The sequence below is a fragment of the Paracoccus sp. MC1862 genome (genome assembly GCF_016617715.1).
Lineage (GTDB): Bacteria > Pseudomonadota > Alphaproteobacteria > Rhodobacterales > Rhodobacteraceae > Paracoccus.
Map to the genome: position 1 here is coordinate 724,850 of NZ_CP067225.1, position 21,239 is coordinate 746,088.

General features: G+C 67.9%; 23 protein-coding genes and 1 other RNA gene. 17 read left to right on the forward strand and 7 right to left on the reverse strand.

Going from position 1 to position 21,239, the window contains the following annotated elements; genetic code table 11:
• Positions 1-30 precede the first annotated feature (30 nt).
• Genes JGR78_RS03675 through JGR78_RS03695 form a run of 5 tightly spaced genes read left to right on the forward strand, consistent with a single transcriptional unit; the run spans position 31 to position 4,558 of the window.
• On the forward strand, positions 31-1,962 hold the full coding sequence (locus JGR78_RS03675; RefSeq protein WP_182803057.1) for an acetyl/propionyl/methylcrotonyl-CoA carboxylase subunit alpha: 1,932 nt from the start codon (positions 31-33) through the stop codon (positions 1,960-1,962).
• Between the two features lie 28 nt (positions 1,963-1,990).
• On the forward strand, positions 1,991-2,197 hold the full coding sequence (locus JGR78_RS03680) for a molybdopterin-binding protein (protein ID WP_182803059.1): 207 nt from the start codon (positions 1,991-1,993) through the stop codon (positions 2,195-2,197).
• Positions 2,197-2,901: a glutathione S-transferase family protein gene (locus JGR78_RS03685; RefSeq protein ID WP_182803062.1), complete on the forward strand. Its 705-nt coding sequence runs from the start codon at positions 2,197-2,199 to the stop codon at positions 2,899-2,901. Before JGR78_RS03680 ends, JGR78_RS03685 begins: the two co-directional genes overlap by 1 nt.
• Positions 2,894-3,745: a hydroxymethylglutaryl-CoA lyase gene (locus tag JGR78_RS03690; protein WP_182792320.1), complete on the forward strand. Its 852-nt coding sequence runs from the start codon at positions 2,894-2,896 to the stop codon at positions 3,743-3,745. The genes JGR78_RS03685 and JGR78_RS03690 overlap by 8 nt, the downstream gene beginning before the upstream one ends.
• A 33-nt stretch (positions 3,746-3,778) precedes the next feature.
• Complete coding sequence (locus JGR78_RS03695) at positions 3,779-4,558, forward strand: crotonase/enoyl-CoA hydratase family protein (RefSeq protein ID WP_182803064.1); 780 nt, start codon at positions 3,779-3,781, stop codon at positions 4,556-4,558.
• Here JGR78_RS03695 and JGR78_RS03700 read toward each other — a convergent pair.
• Positions 4,555-5,256 (reverse strand): DUF599 domain-containing protein, encoded by a 702-nt coding sequence (locus JGR78_RS03700; RefSeq protein ID WP_182803067.1) that lies wholly within the window; start codon positions 5,254-5,256, stop codon positions 4,555-4,557. The genes JGR78_RS03695 and JGR78_RS03700 overlap by 4 nt on opposite strands.
• A gap of 103 nt (positions 5,257-5,359) precedes the next feature.
• Between JGR78_RS03700 and JGR78_RS03705 the strand changes: the two genes are divergently transcribed.
• From JGR78_RS03705 to JGR78_RS03730, 6 genes are all read left to right on the forward strand, one after another.
• Positions 5,360-5,533: a hypothetical protein gene (locus tag JGR78_RS03705; RefSeq protein ID WP_182803069.1), complete on the forward strand. Its 174-nt coding sequence runs from the start codon at positions 5,360-5,362 to the stop codon at positions 5,531-5,533.
• A 3-nt stretch (positions 5,534-5,536) separates the two neighbouring features.
• On the forward strand, positions 5,537-6,985 hold the full coding sequence (locus tag JGR78_RS03710) for an FAD-linked oxidase C-terminal domain-containing protein (RefSeq protein WP_182803071.1): 1,449 nt from the start codon (positions 5,537-5,539) through the stop codon (positions 6,983-6,985).
• The gene (locus JGR78_RS03715; protein ID WP_182792325.1) at positions 6,975-8,048 is read left to right on the forward strand and encodes an FAD-binding protein; all 1,074 of its coding nucleotides are present in this window, start codon (positions 6,975-6,977) and stop codon (positions 8,046-8,048) included. The genes JGR78_RS03710 and JGR78_RS03715 overlap by 11 nt, the downstream gene beginning before the upstream one ends.
• A gap of 1 nt (position 8,049) precedes the next feature.
• Entirely contained in the window at positions 8,050-9,354 is a 1,305-nt protein-coding gene (glcF, locus tag JGR78_RS03720) for a glycolate oxidase subunit GlcF (RefSeq protein ID WP_182792326.1), read from the forward strand.
• Positions 9,351-9,800 carry a VOC family protein gene (locus tag JGR78_RS03725; protein ID WP_182792327.1) on the forward strand — a complete coding sequence of 150 codons (450 nt, stop codon included), beginning with the start codon at positions 9,351-9,353 and terminating at the stop codon, positions 9,798-9,800. Before glcF ends, JGR78_RS03725 begins: the two co-directional genes overlap by 4 nt.
• A gap of 129 nt (positions 9,801-9,929) precedes the next feature.
• Complete coding sequence (locus tag JGR78_RS03730; RefSeq protein WP_182792328.1) at positions 9,930-10,403, forward strand: Hsp20 family protein; 474 nt, start codon at positions 9,930-9,932, stop codon at positions 10,401-10,403.
• 57 nt (positions 10,404-10,460) lie between these two features.
• Here JGR78_RS03730 and JGR78_RS03735 read toward each other — a convergent pair whose 3' ends face one another.
• The 4 genes from JGR78_RS03735 to JGR78_RS03750 form a co-directional block, all read right to left on the reverse strand.
• Positions 10,461-10,937 (reverse strand): thioesterase family protein, encoded by a 477-nt coding sequence (locus JGR78_RS03735; RefSeq protein ID WP_200559438.1) that lies wholly within the window; start codon positions 10,935-10,937, stop codon positions 10,461-10,463.
• 157 nt (positions 10,938-11,094) lie between these two features.
• Entirely contained in the window at positions 11,095-11,694 is a 600-nt protein-coding gene (gene recR, locus JGR78_RS03740; RefSeq protein ID WP_182792330.1) for a recombination mediator RecR, read from the reverse strand.
• A 1-nt stretch (position 11,695) separates the two neighbouring features.
• Positions 11,696-12,040, reverse strand: coding sequence for a YbaB/EbfC family nucleoid-associated protein (locus tag JGR78_RS03745; protein ID WP_182792331.1), 345 nt, complete (start codon positions 12,038-12,040; stop codon positions 11,696-11,698).
• A 4-nt stretch (positions 12,041-12,044) separates the two neighbouring features.
• A complete protein-coding gene (locus tag JGR78_RS03750; RefSeq protein WP_182792332.1) occupies positions 12,045-13,820 on the reverse strand; it encodes a DNA polymerase III subunit gamma/tau in 1,776 nt (591 codons plus the stop codon).
• Positions 13,821-13,990: 170 nt separating this feature from the next.
• Here JGR78_RS03750 and nudC point away from each other — a divergent pair, with 170 nt between their 5' ends.
• The 3 genes from nudC (at position 13,991) to JGR78_RS03765 (ending at position 16,888) form a co-directional block, all read left to right on the forward strand.
• Positions 13,991-14,905, forward strand: a complete 915-nt coding sequence (nudC, locus tag JGR78_RS03755; RefSeq protein ID WP_234450847.1) for an NAD(+) diphosphatase — start codon at positions 13,991-13,993, stop codon at positions 14,903-14,905.
• Positions 14,906-15,024: 119 nt separating this feature from the next.
• Entirely contained in the window at positions 15,025-15,405 is a 381-nt protein-coding gene (locus tag JGR78_RS03760; RefSeq protein ID WP_182792334.1) for a translation initiation factor 2, read from the forward strand.
• 187 nt (positions 15,406-15,592) lie between these two features.
• Positions 15,593-16,888 carry a solute carrier family 23 protein gene (locus JGR78_RS03765; protein ID WP_182803076.1) on the forward strand — a complete coding sequence of 432 codons (1,296 nt, stop codon included), beginning with the start codon at positions 15,593-15,595 and terminating at the stop codon, positions 16,886-16,888.
• Here the strand turns inward: JGR78_RS03765 and ffs are convergent.
• An RNA gene (ffs, locus tag JGR78_RS03770) (signal recognition particle sRNA small type) lies at positions 16,883-16,981 on the reverse strand. The genes JGR78_RS03765 and ffs overlap by 6 nt on opposite strands.
• 133 nt (positions 16,982-17,114) lie before the next feature.
• On the opposite strand from ffs, the gene JGR78_RS03775 reads away from it, so the two are divergent.
• Positions 17,115-17,573, forward strand: a complete 459-nt coding sequence (locus tag JGR78_RS03775) for an SRPBCC family protein (RefSeq protein WP_182803078.1) — start codon at positions 17,115-17,117, stop codon at positions 17,571-17,573.
• A 9-nt stretch (positions 17,574-17,582) separates the two neighbouring features.
• Here JGR78_RS03775 and JGR78_RS03780 read toward each other — a convergent pair whose 3' ends face one another.
• On the reverse strand, positions 17,583-18,488 hold the full coding sequence (locus tag JGR78_RS03780) for a prephenate dehydratase (protein ID WP_182803080.1): 906 nt from the start codon (positions 18,486-18,488) through the stop codon (positions 17,583-17,585).
• Between the two features lie 157 nt (positions 18,489-18,645).
• Between JGR78_RS03780 and JGR78_RS03785 the strand changes: the two genes are divergently transcribed.
• Together JGR78_RS03785 and JGR78_RS03790 are read left to right on the forward strand one after the other, a co-directional pair.
• A complete protein-coding gene (locus JGR78_RS03785) occupies positions 18,646-19,179 on the forward strand; it encodes a cytochrome c family protein (protein WP_182803082.1) in 534 nt (177 codons plus the stop codon).
• 178 nt (positions 19,180-19,357) lie between these two features.
• Positions 19,358-21,223: an extracellular solute-binding protein gene (locus tag JGR78_RS03790; RefSeq protein WP_182803084.1), complete on the forward strand. Its 1,866-nt coding sequence runs from the start codon at positions 19,358-19,360 to the stop codon at positions 21,221-21,223.
• The last annotated feature ends 16 nt before the right edge of the window (positions 21,224-21,239 follow it).

Consider the following 21,239-nt stretch of genomic DNA (forward strand, 5'->3'; position numbering starts at 1 on the left):
CGGTGCGGCCGGGCAGCATGGGACAACCGCATGTTCAGCAAGATCCTGATCGCCAACCGGGGCGAGATCGCCTGCCGCGTCATCGACACCTGCCGCAAGCTCGGCGTCGGCACCGTCGCGGTCTATTCCGACGCCGACCGGGGTGCGCGCCATGTCTCGATGGCCGACGAGGCCGTCCATATCGGCGGCCCCGCGCCCAAGGACAGCTACCTGCGCGGCGACGCCATCATCCGGGCGGCGCTGGATACCGGCGCGCAGGCGATCCATCCGGGCTATGGCTTCCTGTCCGAAAACCCCGACTTCGTGGATGCGGTGACGGCCGCCGGGCTGGTCTTCATCGGCCCCTCGGCCAAGGCGATCCGCGCGATGGGCCTCAAGGATGCGGCCAAGGCGCTGATGGAACAGGCGGGCGTTCCGGTCGTCCCCGGCTATCATGGAAAGAACCAGGACGCGGCCTTTCTGGCCGATCAGGCCGAGCGGATCGGCTATCCCGTGCTGATCAAGGCCGTGGCGGGTGGCGGCGGCAAGGGGATGCGGCTGGTCGAGCGCGCGCAGGACTTCGCGGACGCGCTCGCATCCGCACAGGGCGAGGCGCAGACCGCCTTTGGCAACCCTGCCGTGCTGATCGAGAAATACATCACCGCCCCCCGCCATATCGAGGTGCAGGTCTTCGGCGACGGCACCATCGCCGTCCACCTGTTCGAGCGGGACTGTTCCCTCCAGCGCCGCCACCAGAAGGTGATCGAGGAAGCCCCGGCCCCGGGCATGACCCCCGAGGTCCGCGCCGCGATGGGCGCCGCCGCCGTCCGCGCCGCCGAGACCATCGGCTATGCCGGCGCCGGCACCATCGAGTTCATCGTGGACGGAAGCCGCGGCCTGCGCTCCGATGGCTTCTGGTTCATGGAGATGAACACCCGCCTGCAGGTCGAGCATCCCGTGACCGAGGCCATCACCGGCGTCGATCTGGTCGAATGGCAGCTTCGCGTTGCCTCGGGCGAGCCGCTGCCCAAACAGCAGGACGAACTGACCATCACCGGCCACGCCTTCGAGGCGCGGCTTTACGCCGAAGACGTGCCTGCAGGCTTCCTGCCGGCGACGGGCAAGCTCGCGCACCTCAGGTTCGCCGAGAACGCCCGCAACGAGACCGGCGTGCGGCAGGGCGACAGCATCAGCCCGTGGTACGACCCGATGATCGCCAAGGTCATCACCCACGGCCCCACCCGCGCCATTGCCCTGCGCGCTTTGGAAACCGCTCTGGTGGATACCGAGGTCGCGGGCACCGTCACCAACATCGACTTCCTGATCGCCCTGACCCGGCATCAGGGCTTCCGCAAGGGCGAGGTCGATACCGGCCTGATCGCCCGCGATCTCGACCAACTGCTCGATCAGGCCGAGCCGTCCCCCGAGACCCGCGCGCTTGCCGCGCTGGGCGTGGCTGGACTGCATGACCCCAAGGTGCGCGGCGGCGTCACGCTCTGGTCACCGCTCAGGCGCACCGTGACATGGGAGGGCGGTGAGGGCGTCGTCGAGGTGCTCGGCCCCGGCCGCGCCCGCGTCACGCTGGATGGCACCGCCCATGACGTCCTCTGGCAAGGTGAACGCTGGTGGGTGAACGGCGCCCCCCGCCGTTCTCGCATCGTGACCCATCCGGCGGGCGTCAGCGTCTTCGGCGGCCGCAGCCTGACGCTGGTGCCGCAGGACCCGCTGGACCGGCAGGCCGAGGCGGCGGGGGGCGGACTCACGCTTTCCCCCATGCCGGGGCTGGTCAAGGCGGTCTTCGTGGAATCCGGTCAGCAGGTTTCGGCGGGCGACCGGCTGGCGATCCTTGAGGCCATGAAGATGGAACACACCCTGACCGCCGCCCGCGACGGCACTGTGGCCGAGGTGCTGGCCGCTGCAGGCGACCAGGTCGAGGCGGGCGCCCCGCTGATCCGGCTGGAAGACGAACACGCCCCGGCCTAGGCTGGCCGCATCAACGAGGGAGAACCCCATGAAACTCAGCGCGCGCAACGTCCTCAGAGGCACCGTGACCGAGATCACCAAGGGCGCCGTCAACGCCATCGTCCGCATCGACGTTGGCGGTTCGGTGATCACGTCCTCGATCACCAATGCGGCGGTCGAGGATCTGGGGCTGAAGGTCGGCGAGCAGGCCTATGCCGTCATCAAGGCCAGCGACGTCATGGTGGGCCGCGACTGATGGCCGAGACCCCGCCCGCCAGCGGCGGCCCTGTCAAGGACGCCGATCAGGATGCCATCATCCTGTGGCACGTGCCCCTGTCGCGGTCGATGCGCATCCTGTGGCTGCTGAACGAACTGGACCTGCCCTTCAGCCTGCGGGTCATGGACCTGCGCAGCAAGGACATGCGCGAGGCGGAATACGAGGCCATCCACCCTGTGGGCCGCGCCCCCGCCCTGCAGATCGACGGCAGCGTGATCCATGAATCCGGGGCGATGGTCGAATACCTGTGCGAGACGCGGGGTCCGCATCTGGGACGTGCCCCGGGCGAGGAGGGGCGGCTCGGCTGGCTCGATTGGCTGCATTTTGCGGAAACCATCGGCCAGCACATTGCCAATCTCACCCAGAGCCATCTGATGCTGCGCGATCCGGCAACCCGCTCGCTGACGGTGATGAAGCTGGAAACCGCGCGGCTGGCCCGCACCCTGCGGCTGGTCGAACAGACGGTCGAGGAACAGGACTGGCTGATGGCCGGGGGCTTCTCGGGCGTCGATTGCGCGGTCGGCTGGTCGGTCTGGACCGCCCGCCGCTTCGTGCCTTTGTCGCCTGCGCTGCAAGCCTATGCCGACCGCTGCGCCGAACGGCCAGCTTTCCAGCGCGCCTTGCCCAAGGACGGTGAGGTGGTGCTCTACGACCGCGACTTCTACGAGGTGTCAGATGCCTGAAACCGTCGAGATCTTCGAAATGGGCCCGCGCGACGGGCTGCAGAACGAAAAGCGCCTGATCCCCGCTGCCGACAAGATCGCGCTGGTGGATCTGCTGTCGCGCGCAGGCTTCCGCCGGATCGAGGTCACCAGCTTCGTATCCCCGAAATGGGTGCCGCAGATGGCCGACGCCGCCGAGGTTCTGGCGGGCATCACCCGTGCCCCCGGCGTCAGCTACGCGGCCCTGACCCCGAACCTCAAGGGCTACCAGGGCGCGCGGGACGCCAAAGCCTCCGAGGTGGCGGTCTTCACCAGCGCCTCGGAAGGCTTCGCCCGCGCCAACCTGAACTGCACCATCGCCGAAAGCCTCGAACGCTTCGCCCCGGTGATGGAGGCCGCGCGTGCCGACGGAATTCCGGTGCGCGGCTATGTCAGCGTCGCAACCGACTGCCCCTTCGACGGCAGGATCCCCCCGGAAAACGTAGTCCGCGTTGCCACCGCCCTGCGCGACATGGGCTGCTATGAGATCAGCCTGGCCGACACCATCGGGCAGGCCGTACCCGAGGCGATCGACGCCATGCTGGCCGCCGTGCTGGAGGAGATGCCCGCGACGATCCTGGCCGGGCATTACCACGACACGTCCGGCCGCGCGCTGGACAACATCGACGCGAGCCTCGCGCGGGGCTTGCGGGTCTTCGACGCCGCGGTCGGCGGCCTCGGCGGCTGCCCCTATGCGCCGGGCGCGGCAGGGAACGTCGCGACCGAGAAGGTGGCCGCGCATCTGGCCGGGCGCGGGTTCGACACCGGGCTGGACATGGCCGTGCTGCGGCAGGCCGCCGAGATGGCGCAGGGGATGCGCGGGTAGGGAATAAGGCGAGCGCGGAAACGGGAGAACTGAATGGAAACGATCCGCATCGAAACAGACGCGCGCGGGGTAGCGACCCTGTGGCTGGCACGTCCCGACAAGCACAATGCCTTGTCGGCGCAGATGATCGCCGAGCTGACGCAAGCCGCAGAGCAGCTTGGCGCCGATCCTGCGGTGCGTGTGGTGGTGCTGGCCGCCGAAGGCAAAAGCTTCTGCGCGGGCGGCGATCTCGGCTGGATGCAGGACCAGATGGCCGCAGACGCCGCGACCCGGCGGCAGGGCGCGGCGGAACTGGCGCTGATGCTGAATGCGCTGAACGAATTGCCCAAGCCCCTGATCGGCCGCGTCCATGGCAACGCCTTTGGCGGCGGCATCGGCATGATGTCGGTCTGCGACGTGGCGGTGGGCGCGCGCACGGCGAAGTTCGGGCTGACGGAAACGAAGCTCGGCCTGATCCCCGCCACCATCGGCCCCTACGTTGTCGCGCGGATGGGCGAGGACAAGGCCCGCCGCGTTTTCATGTCCGGCCGCATCTTCGACGCAGCCGAGGCCGAGGCGCTGAACCTGCTCGCCTATGCCGTGGACCCCGAGGACCTTGACGCCGCCATCGAGGACGAGGTGGCGCCCTACCTGCAGACCGCGCCCAAGGCGGTGGCCGCAGCCAAGCGCCTGACCCGTGCGCTGGGTCCCCGGATCGACCGCGGGATCATCGACATGTCCGTGGACGCGCTGATCGCCGTGTGGGAGGACGACGAGGCCCCCCACGGCATTGAGGCCTTCTTCGCCAAACGCAAGCCGCACTGGCAGGGTTAATCCCGCCGCCCCAGGTCCGCGACGATCGCCCGGCGCGACCCCGAAGCGAACTCGCGCCGCAGCGTGATGCTGGTCACCACCACGGTGCCCAGCATCAGTCCCCATGCGCCCGCAAGCCAGCCGATCGCGCCGAGGGCGAAATAGACCGCACGCAGCCCGATGTTGAAGTTGCGGGCGGCCTGGATGTTGACCTGCGCGGCGGCCATGGCGCGCGGCTCGGCTTCCGGCAGGTCGGGGTCGTTCGGAACTGCGGCCATCATGATCGCGCAATAGCCGAACAGCCGGTGCGCCCAGACGAACTTGAGGAATGCGTTCGCCACGAACAGCAGCACCAGCAGGATCTTGAGCCGCCACAGCATCTCGGGGATCTCGCCCGCGTCCAGGTCGCGGGCGATCCCGGCCAAGGGATCGGTGTTGCCGATCAGCGCCAGCCCGCCCCCGATGGCGATCATGCAGGCCGAGGCGAAGAAGGACGTGCCTTCGCGCAGGCTTGTCAGGATGTTCCCGTCGAAGATGCGCGAATCGCGCGCGACCAGTTGGCGCATCCAGTCGCGGCGATAGGTCGTCATCAGGACCGAGACGGAAGGCAGCCGCGCGGGCGGATGCTCGATCACCCGCGCCGCGCCGAACCAGGCGGCGGCCAGCAGCGCCAGCGCCAGAAGGTCGAGGCGCGTCAGGGTCAGGGGCAGGTGGGTCACGGGTGTCCCTCGGGTCGGTCGGAGAGACGATAGGCCCGGCCTGCGGCGGTTGCCAGCGCGTCGGTCGGTGACTATCTCGGAAAGAAGAACAGGGAGGAACAGGATGGCCGCTCCTCACGCGATCCATGGGGATTTTCCCGCTGACGCCGACCGCATCGACCCCTCGAAGATGACGGGCAGCGGTTTCGCTTGGCTGCCCGACGATGCGGAAACCGGCTCTTGCAAGCCCCGCGCCATGCTCAGGGACGAGGCCGCCTGCCTCGTCGCAGGAGGCTGAATCATGCGAATGCCCATCCCCGACGCTGGCGTGATCGCCCGCCGCGAGTCGATCGTCGCGCGGTTGCGCGCGGTCATCGGCGCGGGTGACGTCATCGACGATCCGGTTGAGGCGCGCGCCTATGAGTGCGATGCGCTGTCAGCCTACCGCTGCCCACCGCTGGCCGTGGCCCTGCCCACAACGACCGAGGAGGTCGCCGCCATCCTGCGAGTCTGCCACGAGGAACGTGTGCCCGTCGTCCCCCGCGGCGCGGGCACCAGCCTTGCGGGCGGGTCCATGCCCACGGCTGACGCGGTGGTGCTTGGCCTCGCCCGCATGAACGCCGTGCTTGAGGTCGATTACGGCGACCGCGTGATCCGGGTGCAGGCGGGACGGACGAACCTGTCTGTGTCCACCTTTGTGGACGAAGCCGGGTTCTTCTACGCGCCCGACCCCTCCAGCCAGTTGGCCTGCGCAATCGGCGGCAACATCGGCATGAACTCGGGCGGGGCACATTGCCTGAAATACGGGGTCACGACCAACAACCTGCTGGGCGTGACGATGGTGCTGATGGACGGCAGCATCGTGGAACTGGGCGGGCCGATGGGCGAGGGACCGGGCCTCGACCTGCTGGGCGTCGTCTGCGGGGCCGAGGGCCAGCTTGGCGTCGTGACCGAGGCCACGCTGCGCATCCTGCCCAAGCCCGCCGGTGCCCGCCCCGTGCTGATCGGTTTCGACAGTTCGGAAACCGCCGGCGCCTGCGTTGCTGCGATCATCCGCGCGGGCGTCCTGCCCGTCGCCATCGAGTTCATGGACCGCCCCTGCATCGTGGCCACGGAAAACTTTGCCCGCCCCGGCTATCCCGACTGCGAGGCCCTGCTGATCGTCGAGGTCGAGGGCACGCCCTCAGAAATTGACGAGCAGTTGACCCTGATCCGCGCCATCGCCGAGGCGTTCTCGCCCGTCGAGTTTCGCGAAAGCAAGTCCGAGGACGAATCCCGCCGCATCTGGCTGGGCCGCAAGTCGGCCTTTGGCGCGATGGGGCAGATGGGCGACTACATGTGCCTTGACGGGACGATCCCCGTCTCGGCCCTGCCCAGGGTGCTGCGCGGCATCGCCGAGATGTCCGAGGCCGCGGGCCTGCCCGTCGCCAACGTCTTCCATGCAGGCGACGGCAACATGCACCCGCTCATCATCTTCGACGCCAACCGCCCCGGTGACTTGGAACGCGTCGAGGCGCTTGGCGCCGACATCCTGCGCCTCTGCGTCGAGGTCGGCGGCTGCCTGACCGGCGAGCATGGCGTGGGCGTGGAAAAGCGCGACCTGATGACTGCGCAGTTCACCGATGCCGACATGGAGGCGCAGATGCGCGTCAAGGACGTCTTCGACCCCCAGTGGCTGCTGAACGCGGCCAAGGTCTTCCCGCTGGAAGTTTCCGAAACCCGCCGGGAGGCCCGCCGCAATGCGGCCTGAAACCGAAGCCGAACTGGCCGCGCTGATCCGCGCAGGCCGTGGCCCGCTGTCAATCATCGGTGGCGGCACCCGCCTGCTGCCGGGCGAGGGGCAGGGGACGCGGCTTCCGACCGCCGCGCTGACCGGCGTGACGCTTTATGAACCAGCCGCCCTGACGCTGGTTGCCCGCGCCGGAACTCCCTTGGCGGAGATCGAGGCGCTGCTGGCCTCGGAACGTCAGCGCCTCGCCTTCGAGCCACCGCCCGCGCCGGGCTCAACCATCGGCGGCGTCATTGCGGCGAACGCCAGCGGTCCGCGCCGCGTCAAGGACGGGGCCGCCCGTGACAGCCTGCTGGGCGTCCGCTTCGTGGACGGCGGCGGAAAGATCGTCAGCAACGGCGGCCGGGTCATGAAGAACGTCACGGGCTACGACCTCGTCAAGCTGATGGCCGGCAGCCGCGGCACCCTTGGCGTTCTCACCGAGGTCAGCCTCAAGATCCAACCGATCCCGCCCTTCAGCCTCACGCTCGCGCTACCTGAACTAGACGCCGCTGCGGCTGTCCCCGCCCTCACTGCCGCGCTGACCGGCCCCTGGGACGTGACCGGCGCCGCCTGGCTGCCCGACCTGGGCGCACTGGTCCGCATCGAGGGCTTGGAAGGCTCGGTCGAACTTCGCGCCGAGACCCTCACCGCCCGCCTGTCCGCCTTTGGAGAGGTCCAGTCCCTCAAGGATGACCCTTGGCTTCTTCTTCGTGGAAATATCCCGGGGTCCGGGGCAGCGCCCCGGTCCGGCAGCGCCATCTGGCGCATCGCGTGCCGCCCCTCACAGACCGCCGCGATCCTGACCATGAACCCTGATGCGACCCCGCTGGCGCTTGACTGGGGCGCCTCGCTGATCTTCTTCTCACTTGCGCCCAATGCTCGTCCCGCATTGCCGCAAGGCGCCCGCGCCCTCTGCCTGCAAGGCACGCACCGCGGCCCGCTGCCCCCTCCCGATCCCGTCACCCGGAGGCTCGAGGACGGGTTGCGCGAACGCTTCGACCCGCGCGGGATATTCGCCGCACCCGAACTGACGGTGGCCTGAGATGCAGACGAACTTCACCCCTGAACAGTTGGCCGACCCCGGCATTGCCACCGCCAACAAGATCCTGCGGACCTGCGTCCATTGCGGCTTCTGCACGGCGACCTGCCCGACCTACCAGATCCTGGGCGACGAACTCGACAGTCCGCGCGGACGTATCTACCTCATCAAGGACATGCTGGAATCCGGCAGGCCGGCGGACGAGAAGACGACGCTGCACCTTGACCGCTGCCTGTCCTGCCTCGCCTGCATGACGACCTGCCCTTCGGGCGTGGACTACATGCACCTGATCGACCATGCGCGGGTCCATGTCGAAAAGACCTACCGACGCCCTTGGCGCGATCGGGCGCTGCGCTCGGTTCTGGCCTGGGTGCTGCCGCATCCCGGCCGCTTCCGCATGGCGCTGATCGGCGCAAAGCTAGCAAAACCCTTCGCGCGGCTGATGCCCGACCGCCGCCTGCGCGCGATGCTCGAGATGGCACCGCCCCGCATCGTCGGCCCCACCAACGACGACAAGGGCGCGACCTATGCCCCCATCGGCCCGAAACGCGCGCGAGTCGCCATCCTGACCGGCTGCGCGCAGAAGGCGCTGAATGCCGACATCAACGACGCCACCATCCGCCTGCTGCGCCGCGCAGGCTGCGAGGTGGTGATCCCGCGCGATCTCGGCTGCTGCGGCGCGCTGACCCATCACATGGGCCGCGACGACGCGGCACGGGAAACCGCACGCGACACGATCCGCGCTTTCCTTGCAGCCGACGCCGAGGCGCCGCTGGACGCGATCATCGTCAACACCTCAGGCTGCGGGACGGTCGTCAAGGACTATGGCCATCTCTTCGCCCATGACCCAGACCGCGAAGCCGCCGAGCGGGTGGCCAGCCTCGCGCGCGACATCACCGAGTTCCTCGACAGCCACGGCCTGCCCCCGGTCACGCAGCCCCTGAACCTGCGCGTGGCCTATCACGCCGCCTGTTCGCTGCAGCACGGCCAGCGCATCGTCGCGGCGCCCAAGGTGCTGCTGGGGCAGGCGGGGGCGACAGTCGTGACACCGGCAGATTCGCACCTGTGCTGCGGCTCGGCGGGCACCTACAACCTGCTGCAGCCGGAACTCTCCGCTGCCCTGCGCGACCGCAAGGTCCGCACCATCGAGGCTGTCGGCCCGCAGGTCATCGCTGCCGGCAACATCGGCTGCATGATGCAGATCGGGCAGGGCACCGGCATCCCCATCGTCCACACCGTCGAGCTGCTCGACTGGGCGACCGGCGGCCCACGCCCCGCCGCGCTGACCGAACTGGAGCACGCCGCATGACCATCCTGCCGCTGCTGGGCACGTTGGAAACCGCGCTCTACGCCGACGACCTTGATGCCGCCCGGATGTTCTGGACAGAGATCATGGGACTGGAGGAAATCGTCAGCGTCCCCGACCGCCATGTCTTCTTTCGCACGGCCGACCAGCCGCGCCCGCAGGTGCTGCTGGTCTTCAACCCCGATGCAACCGAGGTGCCGCCCAAGCCCGACGCCGACCAGCCTGTGCCCCCGCATGGCGCACGTGGCCCGGGCCACGCCTGCCTTGCCGTCGCACCCGAGGCGCTGGACCGCTGGCGGGCGCATCTGGAAAACCACGGCATCGGGATCGAGGCGGACTTCCTGTGGCCGAACGGCCGCCGCTCGATCTATTTCCGCGACCCGGCGGGCAATTCCATCGAGCTTGCGGACCCCGCGATCTGGGCCCCGAAGGGCGTGCCTTCGACCTGACTCACCCCTTGACAGGGGCGGGGCCGCTTCCCAGATTCATTGCAGCCGGATGGCCAGATGGCGCCGGCGAACCGCCTGCCCGGTTTCCGGGGGGCATGACTGTTCACATCGCTGAAAAGGATGCGACCCATGCGTAGCACTATGGACCTGACCCCGCTATATCGTGCGTCGATTGGCTTCGACCGCATTGCCGACCTGATGGATCGCGCGCTTGCCGCCGACATCACCACGCCCACCTATCCTCCCTACAACATCGAGAAGACCGGCGAGAATGCTTATCGCATCTCGATCGCCGTCGCAGGCTTTGCCGCCGACGACCTGTCGGTCGAGATGAAGGAGGGTGCCGTCATCGTTTCCGCCCGCAAGGCCGAGGAAGACGAGGGCAAGACCTTCCTGCACCGCGGTATCGCGACCCGCGCCTTTGAACGCAAGTTCGCGCTGGCCGACCATGTCCGCGTGACGGGCGCGAGCCACGTTGACGGGATGCTGCACATCGACCTGGTGCGCGAGGTGCCCGAGGCGCTGAAGCCGCGCAGGATCGAGATCTCGAAATCGGCCGGCACGACGCTGGAAGCCGAAGAGGTCAAGAAGCTGGACGCCTGACCTGTTCGGGCGAGGCATCGGGGGCGCTGCGGGGAGACCCGCGCGCCCTTTTTCGTTTCAGTCGCGCCGCAATCCTACCTGGCGCCCGACCTGCCGGGGTAGCGGCAGGTCCGCATGGGCCGCGACCGCTTCCGCGATCCGCGCCAGCACCTCGGGCGTGAAGGGCGCGACGCGGCGGCTGTTCAGATCGACATGCAGGACCAGGTTCTCGCTGATGGCGGCGGGCGCGTCTTCCCCGACGCGCCGCATCGTCTGGACGTAATGCAACCGCTTCGAGTCGTGCTCGATCAGCCGCGTTTCTACCACCACCCTGTCGCCCGCATGGAGTTCGCGCATGTAATGCACCTGCGCCTGCGCGGTGAAGACCGAGGCGCCGGTTTTCGCCGCAACCTCGGGCCCAAGCCCCAGCGGCACCAGCGCCCCGTCCACCGCGCGGTCGAACAACAGGTGGTAATAGGCCATGTTCAGATGACCGTTGTAGTCGGTCCAGTCCTGCTCGACCTGCATCGGCGGGCTGGTGAAGGGGGTGGTCAATCTGTCCTCCGTCCTTGTGGAGTGCCCGCAGGATGCGCGGTTTTCACGCACCGATCTGTCCGGCACGCAACCTCCGCATCCGCGATATCGCCCTGCCGCTGCGCAGCCTGCGTGATTTCCACGCATCGATCAGCCAGAGCGTCGGATCGCGGCGCATTCACAACCGTCTGCGCGCCCGCAGAGCCGCGCTGATGGTGCCGTCGTCAAGATAGTCCAGTTCGCCCCCGATTGGGACGCCTTGCGCGAGGCCAGTGACGGTGACATTCGTCCCCTCCAGAGCCTCGGCGATGTAATGGGCGGTGGTCTGGCCCTCGACCGTGGCGTTGAGCGCAAGGATCACCTCGGAGATGCCCTCCTCGCCCACCCGCCCGATCAGGCGCGGAATGCCAAGCTGGTCCGGCCCGACCTCGTCCAGTGCGGATAGTGTCCCGCCGAGGACGTGATAGCGGCCCCGGAAGGCCCGGCCGCGTTCCAGCGCCCAAAGGTCGGCGACATCCTCGACCACGCAAAGCTCGCCGTTCCCACGCTTGGGGTCGGCGCAGATGGGGCAGAGGTCGGATTCGCCGATGTTGCCGCAGCGGGTGCATTCGCGGGACCGTTCCGCCACGGTCGCCATCAGTTGCGCCAGTTGCGCCATCTGGCCGGTGCGGCGGCGGATCAGCGCCAGCACGACGCGGCGGGCGGATCTCGGCCCAAGGCCGGGAAGCCGCGCGATCTGGGCGATCAGCGCCTGGATGTCGTCGCTGCCCTCGGCCACGTCAGAAGGGCAGCTTCATGCCCGGCGGCAGGCCCATGTCACCCGCAAGCCGCTGGCCCTCGGACTGCGCCCGCGCTCCGGCCTTTTCCTGCGCGTCCCTGATCGCGGCGAGGATCAGGTCCTCGACCACCTGCTTTTCGGACGGCACGAAGATCGAAGGGTCGATCTCAAGCCCCTTCAGCTCGCCCTTGGCATTGGCAGTGACGCGGACAAGCCCCGCACCGGCCTCTCCGGTCACGGTCAGGGTTTCCAGCGTCTTCTGGAACTCCTCGACGCGGCCCTGCATGTCGCGGGCGGCGGCCATCATCTTGCCCAGATCGCCCATTCCTCCGAAGGGGTTCTTCATCGTCTCACTCCTCGTCCTCGAAGGGATCCCATTCCTCGACCGCCGCGACCGCGCCTTGCGAGGTGCCGTGCAGGTCTTCCGTCTCGTCATCCACCAGTGGCGGCGTCTCGTCGCGGATCGCCTTGAAGCGGGCGCCCGGAGCGGCCGCGAAGATTGCGGCGATCACGGGGTTCTTCATTGCCTCGGCCTCGGCGGCGGCGCGGGCCGCAGCCTTCTGTTCGCTGACCGTGGGGCCGCCGCCCTGATCGACCACCGAGACCGCCCAGCGGGCGCCGCCGGTCCAGCCGCGCAGGCGTTCGCCCAAGCGTTGGGCGAGATCGCGCGGGGCATCTGGCGTCGGCTGGAACTCGATCCGGCCGGGGGCATAGCGGACAAGGCGGATGTGGTCTTCCACCTGCGTCAGCAGCACCATGTCGCGCATTCGGCGGATCAGTTCGACCACCGAGGTGAAATCGGGATAGGTTGCCAGCGCATCCGCCGCCACCTGCGGCTCGGGCGCCAGCGCGATCGCACCGCTGGCCGTCATGCGGGCAGGGGGCGCGGACATCTGGTGGCTGGGCGCGGCATGGGTCGGTGCGCGCTGCGCCTGCATCGCCGGACGCGCGAGTTCGCCCGCTGCCTGTCCCGCCTGCACGCGGCGGATCAGCGCCTCGGGGTCAGGCAGGTCAGCCACATGGGTCAGGCGGATGATCGCCATTTCCGCGGCCATCATGGCGTTCGGCGCGGCGGAGACCTCCTCCAGCGCCTTCAGCAGCATCTGCCACAGGCGGGTCAGCGCGCGCATGGGGATGCGCTCGGCCATCTTGCGGCCTCGGGTGCGTTCGTCGGGGCCGACCGTGGGATCCTCGGCCGCGTCGGGCGTGATCTTCACGAGGCTGACCCAGTGGGTGATCTCGGCCAGGTCGCGCAACACTGCCAGCGGGTCGGCGCCCTCGGAATATTGCGATTGCAGCTCGGCCAGCGCCTCGGCCGCTGCGCCGCGCAGGATCATGTCGAAAAGGTCGAGCACCCGACCCCGGTCGGCCAGCCCCAGCATGGCACGGACCTGCGGAGCAGTGGTTTCCCCCGCGCCGTGGCTGATCGCCTGATCCAGCAGCGAGGTCGCGTCGCGGGCCGAACCTTCCGACGCGCGGGTGATCAGCGCCAGCGCGTCGTCGGTGATCTGCGCGCCCTCAGCTGTGGCGATCCGGCGCAGCAGGCCGATCATCACCTCGGGCTCGATCCGGCGCAGGTCGAAACGCTGGCAGCGCGACAGGACGGTGACGGGAACCTTTCGGATTTCTGTGGTCGCGAAGATGAACTTCACATGCGGCGGAGGTTCCTCCAGCGTCTTCAGCAGCGCGTTGAAGGCCGAGGTGCTGAGCATGTGCACCTCGTCGATGATGTAGATCTTGTAGCGTGCGGACGCTGCCCGATAGTGAACGGATTCAATGATCTCGCGGATGTCGTTCACGCCGGTTCTAGACGCGGCGTCCATTTCCAGCACGTCGACGTGGCGGCCCTCGGCAATGGCCGTGCAATGCTCGCAGACCCCGCAAGGGTTGGTCGTGGGGCCGCTGGTGCCGTCAGGGCCGATGCAGTTCATCCCCTTGGCGATGATCCGCGCCGTAGTCGTCTTCCCGGTCCCGCGGATGCCCGTCATGATGAAGGCCTGCGCGATGCGGTCTGCGGCGAATGCGTTCTGCAGCGTGCGGACCATGGCGTCCTGGCCGACCAGGTCGGCAAAGGTTTCCGGCCGGTATTTCCGGGCGAGCACCTGATAGGCGGGGGTGTCGGGCATTCGGTCCTCGTCTGACCGGGGGAATGTAGGCGGCGAGGCGGGCGAGGGCAACGGTTGCAAGAACACCCGGCTTGCGGCCGGGCGTGCCTCCGGCGGGGATATTTGGGGCCGAAAGACATTGGCTTTACGGCGCTGCGGCGGCAGGGTGGCGCGGCAGAATGGGGGCAGGCATGGATCTGGCATTTGCAGGCGGCGGGCTGGACCGCGCGGCGGATCGGCGGGGGTCCGGCGACTGGCAGGAGGGCGCGCTGGTGCTGCCGGTCTGGCGCGGCAAGCTCTGCCTTGAAGGCGAGCGGCTGGTGCGGCTTCCCGCCGATCACCCGGCGCTGGAGGATGGCCTTCCCTCCGTCCTGCTGGGCTTCGATGGCGAGCAGGCGGTTGCGGCCCGAGACATCTCTGCCTGGCTGCCGCCCTCGTTGCCCGAGACGCAGATGTTCTTCGACCCGACCGAGCAGGTCCATCCCGAGTTGCCGCAGGCCCGCTTTGTCGAACTGCGCGGCGTCATGTCCCGCCTGTCGCCGCTGGAGGCCGAGCTTGCCGCCACCGCCCGCGCGCTGACGGGCTGGCACGCGAGCCATCGTTTCTGCGCAGCCTGCGGCCAGCCGAGCGAGCCGCGCCAGTCCGGCTGGCAGCGCATCTGCCCGGCCTGTTCCACCGCCCATTTCCCCCGCACCGATCCGCTCGTCATCATGCTTGTGGTGCGAGGGGACCGTGCGCTGATCGGCCGCTCGCCCGGCTGGCCCGAGGGGATGTATTCCTGCCTTGCCGGCTTCATCGAGCCGGGCGAGACGGTCGAGGCCGCCGTTCGCCGCGAGGTCTTCGAGGAAACCCGCGTCCGCGTCGGCTCTGTCCGCTATGCCACCAGCCAGCCCTGGCCTTTTCCCTCCTCGCTGATGCTGGGGATGGTCGGAGAGGCCGAGAGCGACGAGATCACCCTTGACCCGGTCGAGCTTGAGGATGCCCGCTGGGTTTCCCGGGACGAGATGGCCTCGGTCATGGCCGGCACCCATGCGGTGCTGAAGGCGCCACGGGCGGGGGCGATCGCGGGCTGGCTGATCAGCCAGTGGGTGGCGGGCAGGTTGTAGCCTGCCCCGGGGCAGTTCCGGCATCTGCATGGCATTTGAACCATTCCGCGGATGCCCGGATACCCGTTCTTAAGCAGGCTCGCGCTATCTCCGATCACGGATGTGAAAGGGGAAAATCCATGTATTCCAGACTTGTTATTCTCGGGCTGGTCGCCCTGACCGCGGGTTGCGCCACGATCACGCGGGGCACCAACGATGCGCTTGTCGTGAACTCGACGCCGGGCGCGGCGCAGGTGAAGATGAGCGACGGGCAAACCTGCGATGCCACGCCCTGCACCTTCAAGGTGCCGCGCAAGTCGGAACTGAATTTGCTGGTGCAGAAGGAACGTTGCCAGCCGCAGCAGATCCGGGTGACGAACCGCGTCGCCGGTGGCGGCGGGGCGGCGATGGCGGGCAACGTCTTCGTCGGCGGGCTGATCGGCGTGGCCGTGGATTCGAGCAGCGGGGCCATGCTGGACCTGGTCCCGAATCCGGTGAACGTGTCGCTGGATTGCCGCTGAGCCGGCAGGCGCGCGGCTGTTGAACGGTCCGCATGGCATGGCTTTTCCACGCATCTGCGCCGGGTCTCGCATCCGGCTGTGGATCGTGGGATCGCCTGTCGCCACCGAGGCGCCGATCCGAGGATGGATTGGCGCTGCGCGGTGAAAGCGGTAAGGCAATCGCCGAACCGCTACCCCCGAGGAATCAATGTCCTATTTTCCGACCTGGCGCCCCGCCGCGGGCCCCGTGGTGATGCCGGACGAGCGCCTGCCTGCGGCGGCCTCGTTCACCATGGGCCTCCAGCATCTCTTGGCGATGTCCGGCTCGACCATCGTGGCGCCGATCCTGATGGGCTTCGACCCGAATGTGGCGGTGTTCTTCTCGGGGGTAGGGACGCTTCTGTTCTTCCTCATCACCGGCGGGCGGGTGCCGAGCTATCTGGGGTCCTCCTTCGCCTTCATCGCCGTGGTGCTGGCAGTGATGGGGCAGGAGGGCGCGACCATCGGGCACGCGCTGGGGGGCATTGTTGCCTGCGGCGCCCTTTACGCGCTGATTGGTCTGATCGTGATGATGGTCGGCTCGGGCTGGGTCGAGCGGCTGATGCCGCCGGTCGTGACCGGGACCATCGGGGTGGCGATCGGGCTGAACCTTGCGCCGGTCGCGGTGCAGCAGCTCAACGCCTTCGGCAATCCCACGGCGGCGCATACGACCATCGCGCTGCTGACGGTGCTGTGCATGGCCATGATCTCGTGCCATGGGCCGCAGGCCTCGCGACGGATCTCGGTGCTGCTGGCGCTGGTGTTCGGCTATGTGCTGGTGCTGGTGCTGGGGAACGGTCTCGGCATCGTGCCGGGGATCGACTTCGGCAAGGTCGCGGGCGCGGCGTGGTTCGGCCTGCCGGCCTTCCAGCGGCCCGAGTTCCACTGGTCCGCCATCACCCTGATCGCACCTGTGGCGATCATCCTCGTGGCCGAGAACCTGGGCCATATCAAGGCGCTGGGCGCGATCACCGGGCAGAACATGGACCGCTATATCGGGCGCGGCTTCTTCGCGGACGGGCTGGCGACGGTGGTCGCGGGATCGGGCGGGGGAACGGGCGTCACCACCTATGCCGAGAACATCGGCGTCATGGCGATGACCAAGGTCTATTCGACGCTGGTCTTCGTGATCGCCGCCGTGGTCGCCATCTGCCTGGGGCTGTCGCCCAAGTTCGGTGCCATCCTGCAGACGATTCCCGCGCCGGTGCTGGCGGGACTGTCGGTGTCGGTCTTCGGGCTGATCGCCTCGGCCATGGTGCGGATCTGGGTCGAGAACAAGGTGGATTTCGCCGACCCGCGCAACCTGTTCACTGTAGGCGTAGCGCTGATTCTCGGCGCCGGCGACTTCACGCTGAACATCGGAGACTTCGCGCTGGGCGGAATCGGCACCTCGACGCTTGCGGCACTGGTGCTTTACCAGATCCTCGGGATCGGGCGTCAGCAGGTCGAGGCAAGGGAAAGGTGAGAGGTTGGACAACGACCCAAGCGGGGCTCGTTACGGCTGCTTCCTTCCGGACCTGACCGGGTTGGCGAGGCGCTCGCCCGCGCCAACCTCTCGGCCCGACAGATAGGACGGGACAAGGCGCGTTGCAAGCCCGCTTCATCCCAAGACAACCTGCGCGTGTTAACTTGTAAGCATGCACGTCCAAGTTTATGAGGCTGGTGATTTTCAAGGATCTGGTGGCCGCTCGATGAAATTTTCACTGCGTCAGGATACCGGATTGCCAGCGGTCCAGCTTTTCGACGCAATCAGCGACTTCCCCCGGATGGAGCGGATGCTGGTGCGGCGCGGCACGAGCATCCGGCGGGTCGATCCGGCGCAGGAACCAGGCGCGGGCATGGCCTGGGACCTGGCCTTCGATCATCGCGGCAAGCGCCGCGAGCTGCGGCTGGACGTCACCCGGTTCGACCGTCCAGAAAAGATCGCGATGGCGGGAGGAAGCGATTCTCTGGACATCGGCATCGAGATGACCGTGGTCGCGCTGACGCGCGCCAAGTCGAGGGTGATCTTTGAGCTGAAGGTGAAGCCCCGCAACATGCGCGCGCGGCTGATGCTGCAGACGGCCAAGCTTGGCAAGGCCCAGCTTGACCGCAGGTTCGCCGACAAGGTGGGCAAGTTCCTGTTCGACCTGACGGAACGGCGGCGCTGAGCCCTGTCGTCAGCGGCGGGCGGACTGCTCGGCGCGCAGCGGGTCAGCGGGATAGACGCCGAGGATGGTCAGGGCCGAGGTGAAATAGCGCAGCTCGTCCAGCGCCCGCATCACTGCGGGGTCATCGGGGTGGCCCTCGATGTCGGCATAGAACTGCGTTGCGGTGAAGACGCCGTCCACCATGTAGCTTTCCAGCTTGGTCATGTTGACGCCGTTCGTGGCAAATCCGCCCATCGCCTTGTAAAGCGCGGCCGGAATGTTGCGGACGCGGAAGACAAAGCTGGTCAGCATCGAGGCGTCCCCCGCGCGGTTCAGGCGGCGGGAGTGATCCGGCTCGCGCGCCATGATCAGGAAGCGGGTGGTGTTGTTCTGGCGGTCCTCGATCCGGTCGGCCAGGCGGTGCAGCCCGTAGATCTCGCCGGCAAGCGGACTTGCCAGCGCCGCGCGGCGCTTGTCGCCGGCCTGCGCGACCATCAAGGCGCTGCCGGCCGTATCGGCGCCGGTGACGGTGCTGATGCCGTGCTGGCGCAGGAAGTTGCGGCACTGGCCCAGCAGGACCGTGTGGCTCATCGCCTCGGTGATGTCCTCCATCCGGGCGCCGGGAACGCCCAGCAAGCTGATGTGGACGCGCACGAAGGTCTCGTCGATGATATGCAGGCCGGATTCGGGCAGCAGGTGATGGATGTCGGCGACCCGGCCGTAGGTCGAGTTCTCGACCGGCAGCATCGCGAGGTCGGCCACGCCTGACCGGCAGGCTTCCACCGTATCCTCGAACGTGGCGCAGGGCAGCGCCTCCATATCCGGGCGGGCCTGGCGGCAGGCCTCGTGGCCATAGGCGCCCGGCTCGCCCTGGAACGCGATCCGACCGGTGAGGGTGCCGGCGGGCGACGCGGGGTCGGTGGGGGGCTGGGGCATCTGGAACCTGTCGCAAGGGGCCAAGGGCAGTCGGTGCGGGGCTGGCGTCACACCTGCCCTGCAATCGTCCGGCGGGGCCGAACTATACCTTGAACCGGCAAAGTGAAAGCGGATAGATAGCGGCCAGACAAAAGCCGCGACCGCAAGGAAAGACGCCATGTTCAACACGATGACGGTGACCAAGACAGCCGCTGCGCTGATCGGCTCGCTGCTGTTCCTGATGCTTGCATCCTGGTTCGCGTCGTCGCTGTATCACGTCGGCTACACCGGCCATGTCGCCGAGGGCGAGGAAATCCCGCAGGCCTACCGCATCCCGGTCGAGGACAGCAGCGGCGGCGGCGAGGAAGAGGTCGTCGAGGAAGGCCCCGACCTGGCCACGCTGCTGGCTTCGGCCGATCCCGCGCTGGGCGAACGTGCCTTCGGCAAGTGCCGGTCCTGCCACAAGCTGGACGGCACCGATGGCGTCGGGCCGCACCTGAACGGCGTCGTCGGCCGCGACAAGGCCGCGGTCGATGGCTTCAACTACTCCACCGCCGCGCTTGAGCAGGAAGGCGCGTGGGAACCCGAGAACATCGACGCCTTTGTCACCAACCCGCGCGAATACATGCCCGGCACCAAGATGGCCTTCGCCGGCATCAAGAACGCGGAAGAGCGTGCGAACCTGATCGCCTATCTGCAGACCACCAACTGATCCGTCGTTTCGGGGGAAGATTGTGGGCGCGGGGGAAACCCCGCGCCTTTTTCCATTCCGTCGGGGCGAGCCGGCGTCACAATGGCGACAGGCCGCTTGCGGGTGCCGCGCTGCGTGCCTTAGCGTCCGAACGATCCCTGGCCGGTTTGCCGGAAAGGGCAGGCAAAGGGAGAAGCGCATGGTCGCGACACGCAACGGGATTCTGGCGGCGGTTCTGTCTTTGGTGGCGACGCTGGCCGTCGCGCAAGGCGAGGCCACCGGGCCAACCATCGTTTCCCATGGTGTCGGCACCTTTGACGCGATCCGCCTGCCTGCCGATTTCGCGCATCTCGCTTACGTCAACCCCGACGCGCCGAAAGGCGGCGAGATCAGCGAATGGGCGGCGGGAGGCTTCGACAGCTACAACCCCTTCACCGTCAAGGGCCGCGGCGCGGCGCTGTCCACCGTCATGCTGGAAAGCCTGCTGGAGGGCACCGCCGATGAGATCGGGACCGCCTACTGCCTGCTCTGCGAAACGATCGAATATCCGGAAAGCCGCGACTGGGCGATCTTCACCCTGCGCGAGGGTGTGCGCTTTTCCGACGGCACGCCCATGTCCTCGGGTGACGTGCTGTTTTCCTATGAGACGCTGCGTGACAAGGGGCTGTCGTCCTTCCGCGCGGTGATCGTGCAGATGGTCGCGCAGGCCGAGGTGCTGGACGACCGCCGCATCCGCTTCACCTTCACGCCCGACTATCCGCGCCGCGACGTGATTCAGGCGGTGGGCGGGCTTCCGGTCTTTTCCAAGTCCGATTTCGACGCGAACAACCGCGACATCGCCGAAAGTTCGAACCTTCCTTATGTCGGCTCGGGCCCCTACATGTTCGACAGCGCCGACATCGGCCGTTCCGTCAGTTGGAAGCGCAACCCCGACTACTGGGGTGAAGGGCTGCCGATCAACCGGGGCCGCCACAACTTCGACCGCATCCGCATCGAGTATTTCGGCGACTACGATTCAGCCTTCGAGGCGTTCAAGGCCGGGGCCTATACCTTCCGCAACGAGGCGTCCTCGATCCATTGGGCGACGCGCTACGACTTTCCGTCCTTCACCAACGGCTGGGTGAAGAAGGAAGAGCTGGAGGACGGCAACATCGCCAGCGGCCAAGCCTGGGCCATCAACCTGCGCCGCCCGCAGTTCCAGGACCCGCGCGTGCGGCAGGCGATCGGGATGGTCTTCAACTTCGAATGGTCGAACGCGACGCTGTTCTACGGCCTTTACGAACGCATCACGAGCTTCTGGGACAACAGCCCGCTGAAAGCCACGGGCCTGCCCAGTCAGGCCGAGCTTGCCCTGCTGGAACCTTTGCGCGCCGACCTGCCCGAGCAGGTCTTCACCGAGGAGGCCGCCGTTCCCCCCATCAGCGGCGAGCGCCAGATGGACCGCGGCAACCTGCGCCGCGCGGCCGCCTTGCTGGGCGGGGCGGGCTGGACGATCCCCGAAGGCAGCCGCGACGGCATCCGCCGCAACGCGCAAGGCCAGCCCCTGCGGGTGCAGATACTCAACGATTCGCAGACCTTCGACCGGGTGATCAACCCGTGGGTCGAAAACCTGCGGACCCTCGGGGTGGATGCGGTGAACGAGCGGGTGGACGACGCGCAGCTTGAGGATCGCCGCCGCAACCACGATTTCGACGTGATCACCGCGCAACTGGGGCAGGACCCGATCCCCGGCTCGGGGCTGCAGCAGTATTTCGGCTCGAACTCGACCGACGACGTGTTCAACGTCATGGGGCTGGCGAATCCGGCGGTGGACCGGCTGATCTCGCATATCGAGGGCGCCACTACGCAGGAGGAACTGAACACCGGCGTCCATGCGCTCGACCGCAGCCTGCGGGCGATGTATTTCTGGGTGCCGCAGTGGTTCAAGGGCAAGCACACCGTTGCCTACTGGGACATGTTCGGCCACCCCGAGACGATGCCTCCTTACGCGCTGGGTGAGCTTGATTTCTGGTGGCATGACGCGGATAAGGCCGAGGCGCTGAGAAGCGCCGGGGCGATCCGCTGACCGGCCGGGCGCGCGG

Coding starts and splice junctions, on each gene's coding strand:
- JGR78_RS03790 (WP_182803084.1), top strand. CDS start 19,358: ATGGTCGCGACACGCAACGGGATTCTGGCGGCGGTTCTGTCTTTGGTG.
- nudC (WP_234450847.1), top strand. CDS start 13,991: ATGGATCTGGCATTTGCAGGCGGCGGGCTGGACCGCGCGGCGGATCGG.
- JGR78_RS03710 (WP_182803071.1), top strand. CDS start 5,537: ATGCGAATGCCCATCCCCGACGCTGGCGTGATCGCCCGCCGCGAGTCG.
- JGR78_RS03695 (WP_182803064.1), top strand. CDS start 3,779: ATGGAAACGATCCGCATCGAAACAGACGCGCGCGGGGTAGCGACCCTG.
- JGR78_RS03725 (WP_182792327.1), top strand. CDS start 9,351: ATGACCATCCTGCCGCTGCTGGGCACGTTGGAAACCGCGCTCTACGCC.
- JGR78_RS03760 (WP_182792334.1), top strand. CDS start 15,025: ATGTATTCCAGACTTGTTATTCTCGGGCTGGTCGCCCTGACCGCGGGT.
- JGR78_RS03705 (WP_182803069.1), top strand. CDS start 5,360: ATGGCCGCTCCTCACGCGATCCATGGGGATTTTCCCGCTGACGCCGAC.
- JGR78_RS03750 (WP_182792332.1), bottom strand. CDS start 13,820: ATGCCCGACACCCCCGCCTATCAGGTGCTCGCCCGGAAATACCGGCCG.
- JGR78_RS03690 (WP_182792320.1), top strand. CDS start 2,894: ATGCCTGAAACCGTCGAGATCTTCGAAATGGGCCCGCGCGACGGGCTG.
- JGR78_RS03675 (WP_182803057.1), top strand. CDS start 31: ATGTTCAGCAAGATCCTGATCGCCAACCGGGGCGAGATCGCCTGCCGC.
- JGR78_RS03775 (WP_182803078.1), top strand. CDS start 17,115: ATGAAATTTTCACTGCGTCAGGATACCGGATTGCCAGCGGTCCAGCTT.
- JGR78_RS03715 (WP_182792325.1), top strand. CDS start 6,975: ATGCGGCCTGAAACCGAAGCCGAACTGGCCGCGCTGATCCGCGCAGGC.
- JGR78_RS03785 (WP_182803082.1), top strand. CDS start 18,646: ATGTTCAACACGATGACGGTGACCAAGACAGCCGCTGCGCTGATCGGC.
- JGR78_RS03680 (WP_182803059.1), top strand. CDS start 1,991: ATGAAACTCAGCGCGCGCAACGTCCTCAGAGGCACCGTGACCGAGATC.
- JGR78_RS03765 (WP_182803076.1), top strand. CDS start 15,593: ATGTCCTATTTTCCGACCTGGCGCCCCGCCGCGGGCCCCGTGGTGATG.
- glcF (WP_182792326.1), top strand. CDS start 8,050: ATGCAGACGAACTTCACCCCTGAACAGTTGGCCGACCCCGGCATTGCC.
- JGR78_RS03730 (WP_182792328.1), top strand. CDS start 9,930: ATGCGTAGCACTATGGACCTGACCCCGCTATATCGTGCGTCGATTGGC.
- JGR78_RS03745 (WP_182792331.1), bottom strand. CDS start 12,040: ATGAAGAACCCCTTCGGAGGAATGGGCGATCTGGGCAAGATGATGGCC.
- JGR78_RS03780 (WP_182803080.1), bottom strand. CDS start 18,488: ATGCCCCAGCCCCCCACCGACCCCGCGTCGCCCGCCGGCACCCTCACC.
- JGR78_RS03685 (WP_182803062.1), top strand. CDS start 2,197: ATGGCCGAGACCCCGCCCGCCAGCGGCGGCCCTGTCAAGGACGCCGAT.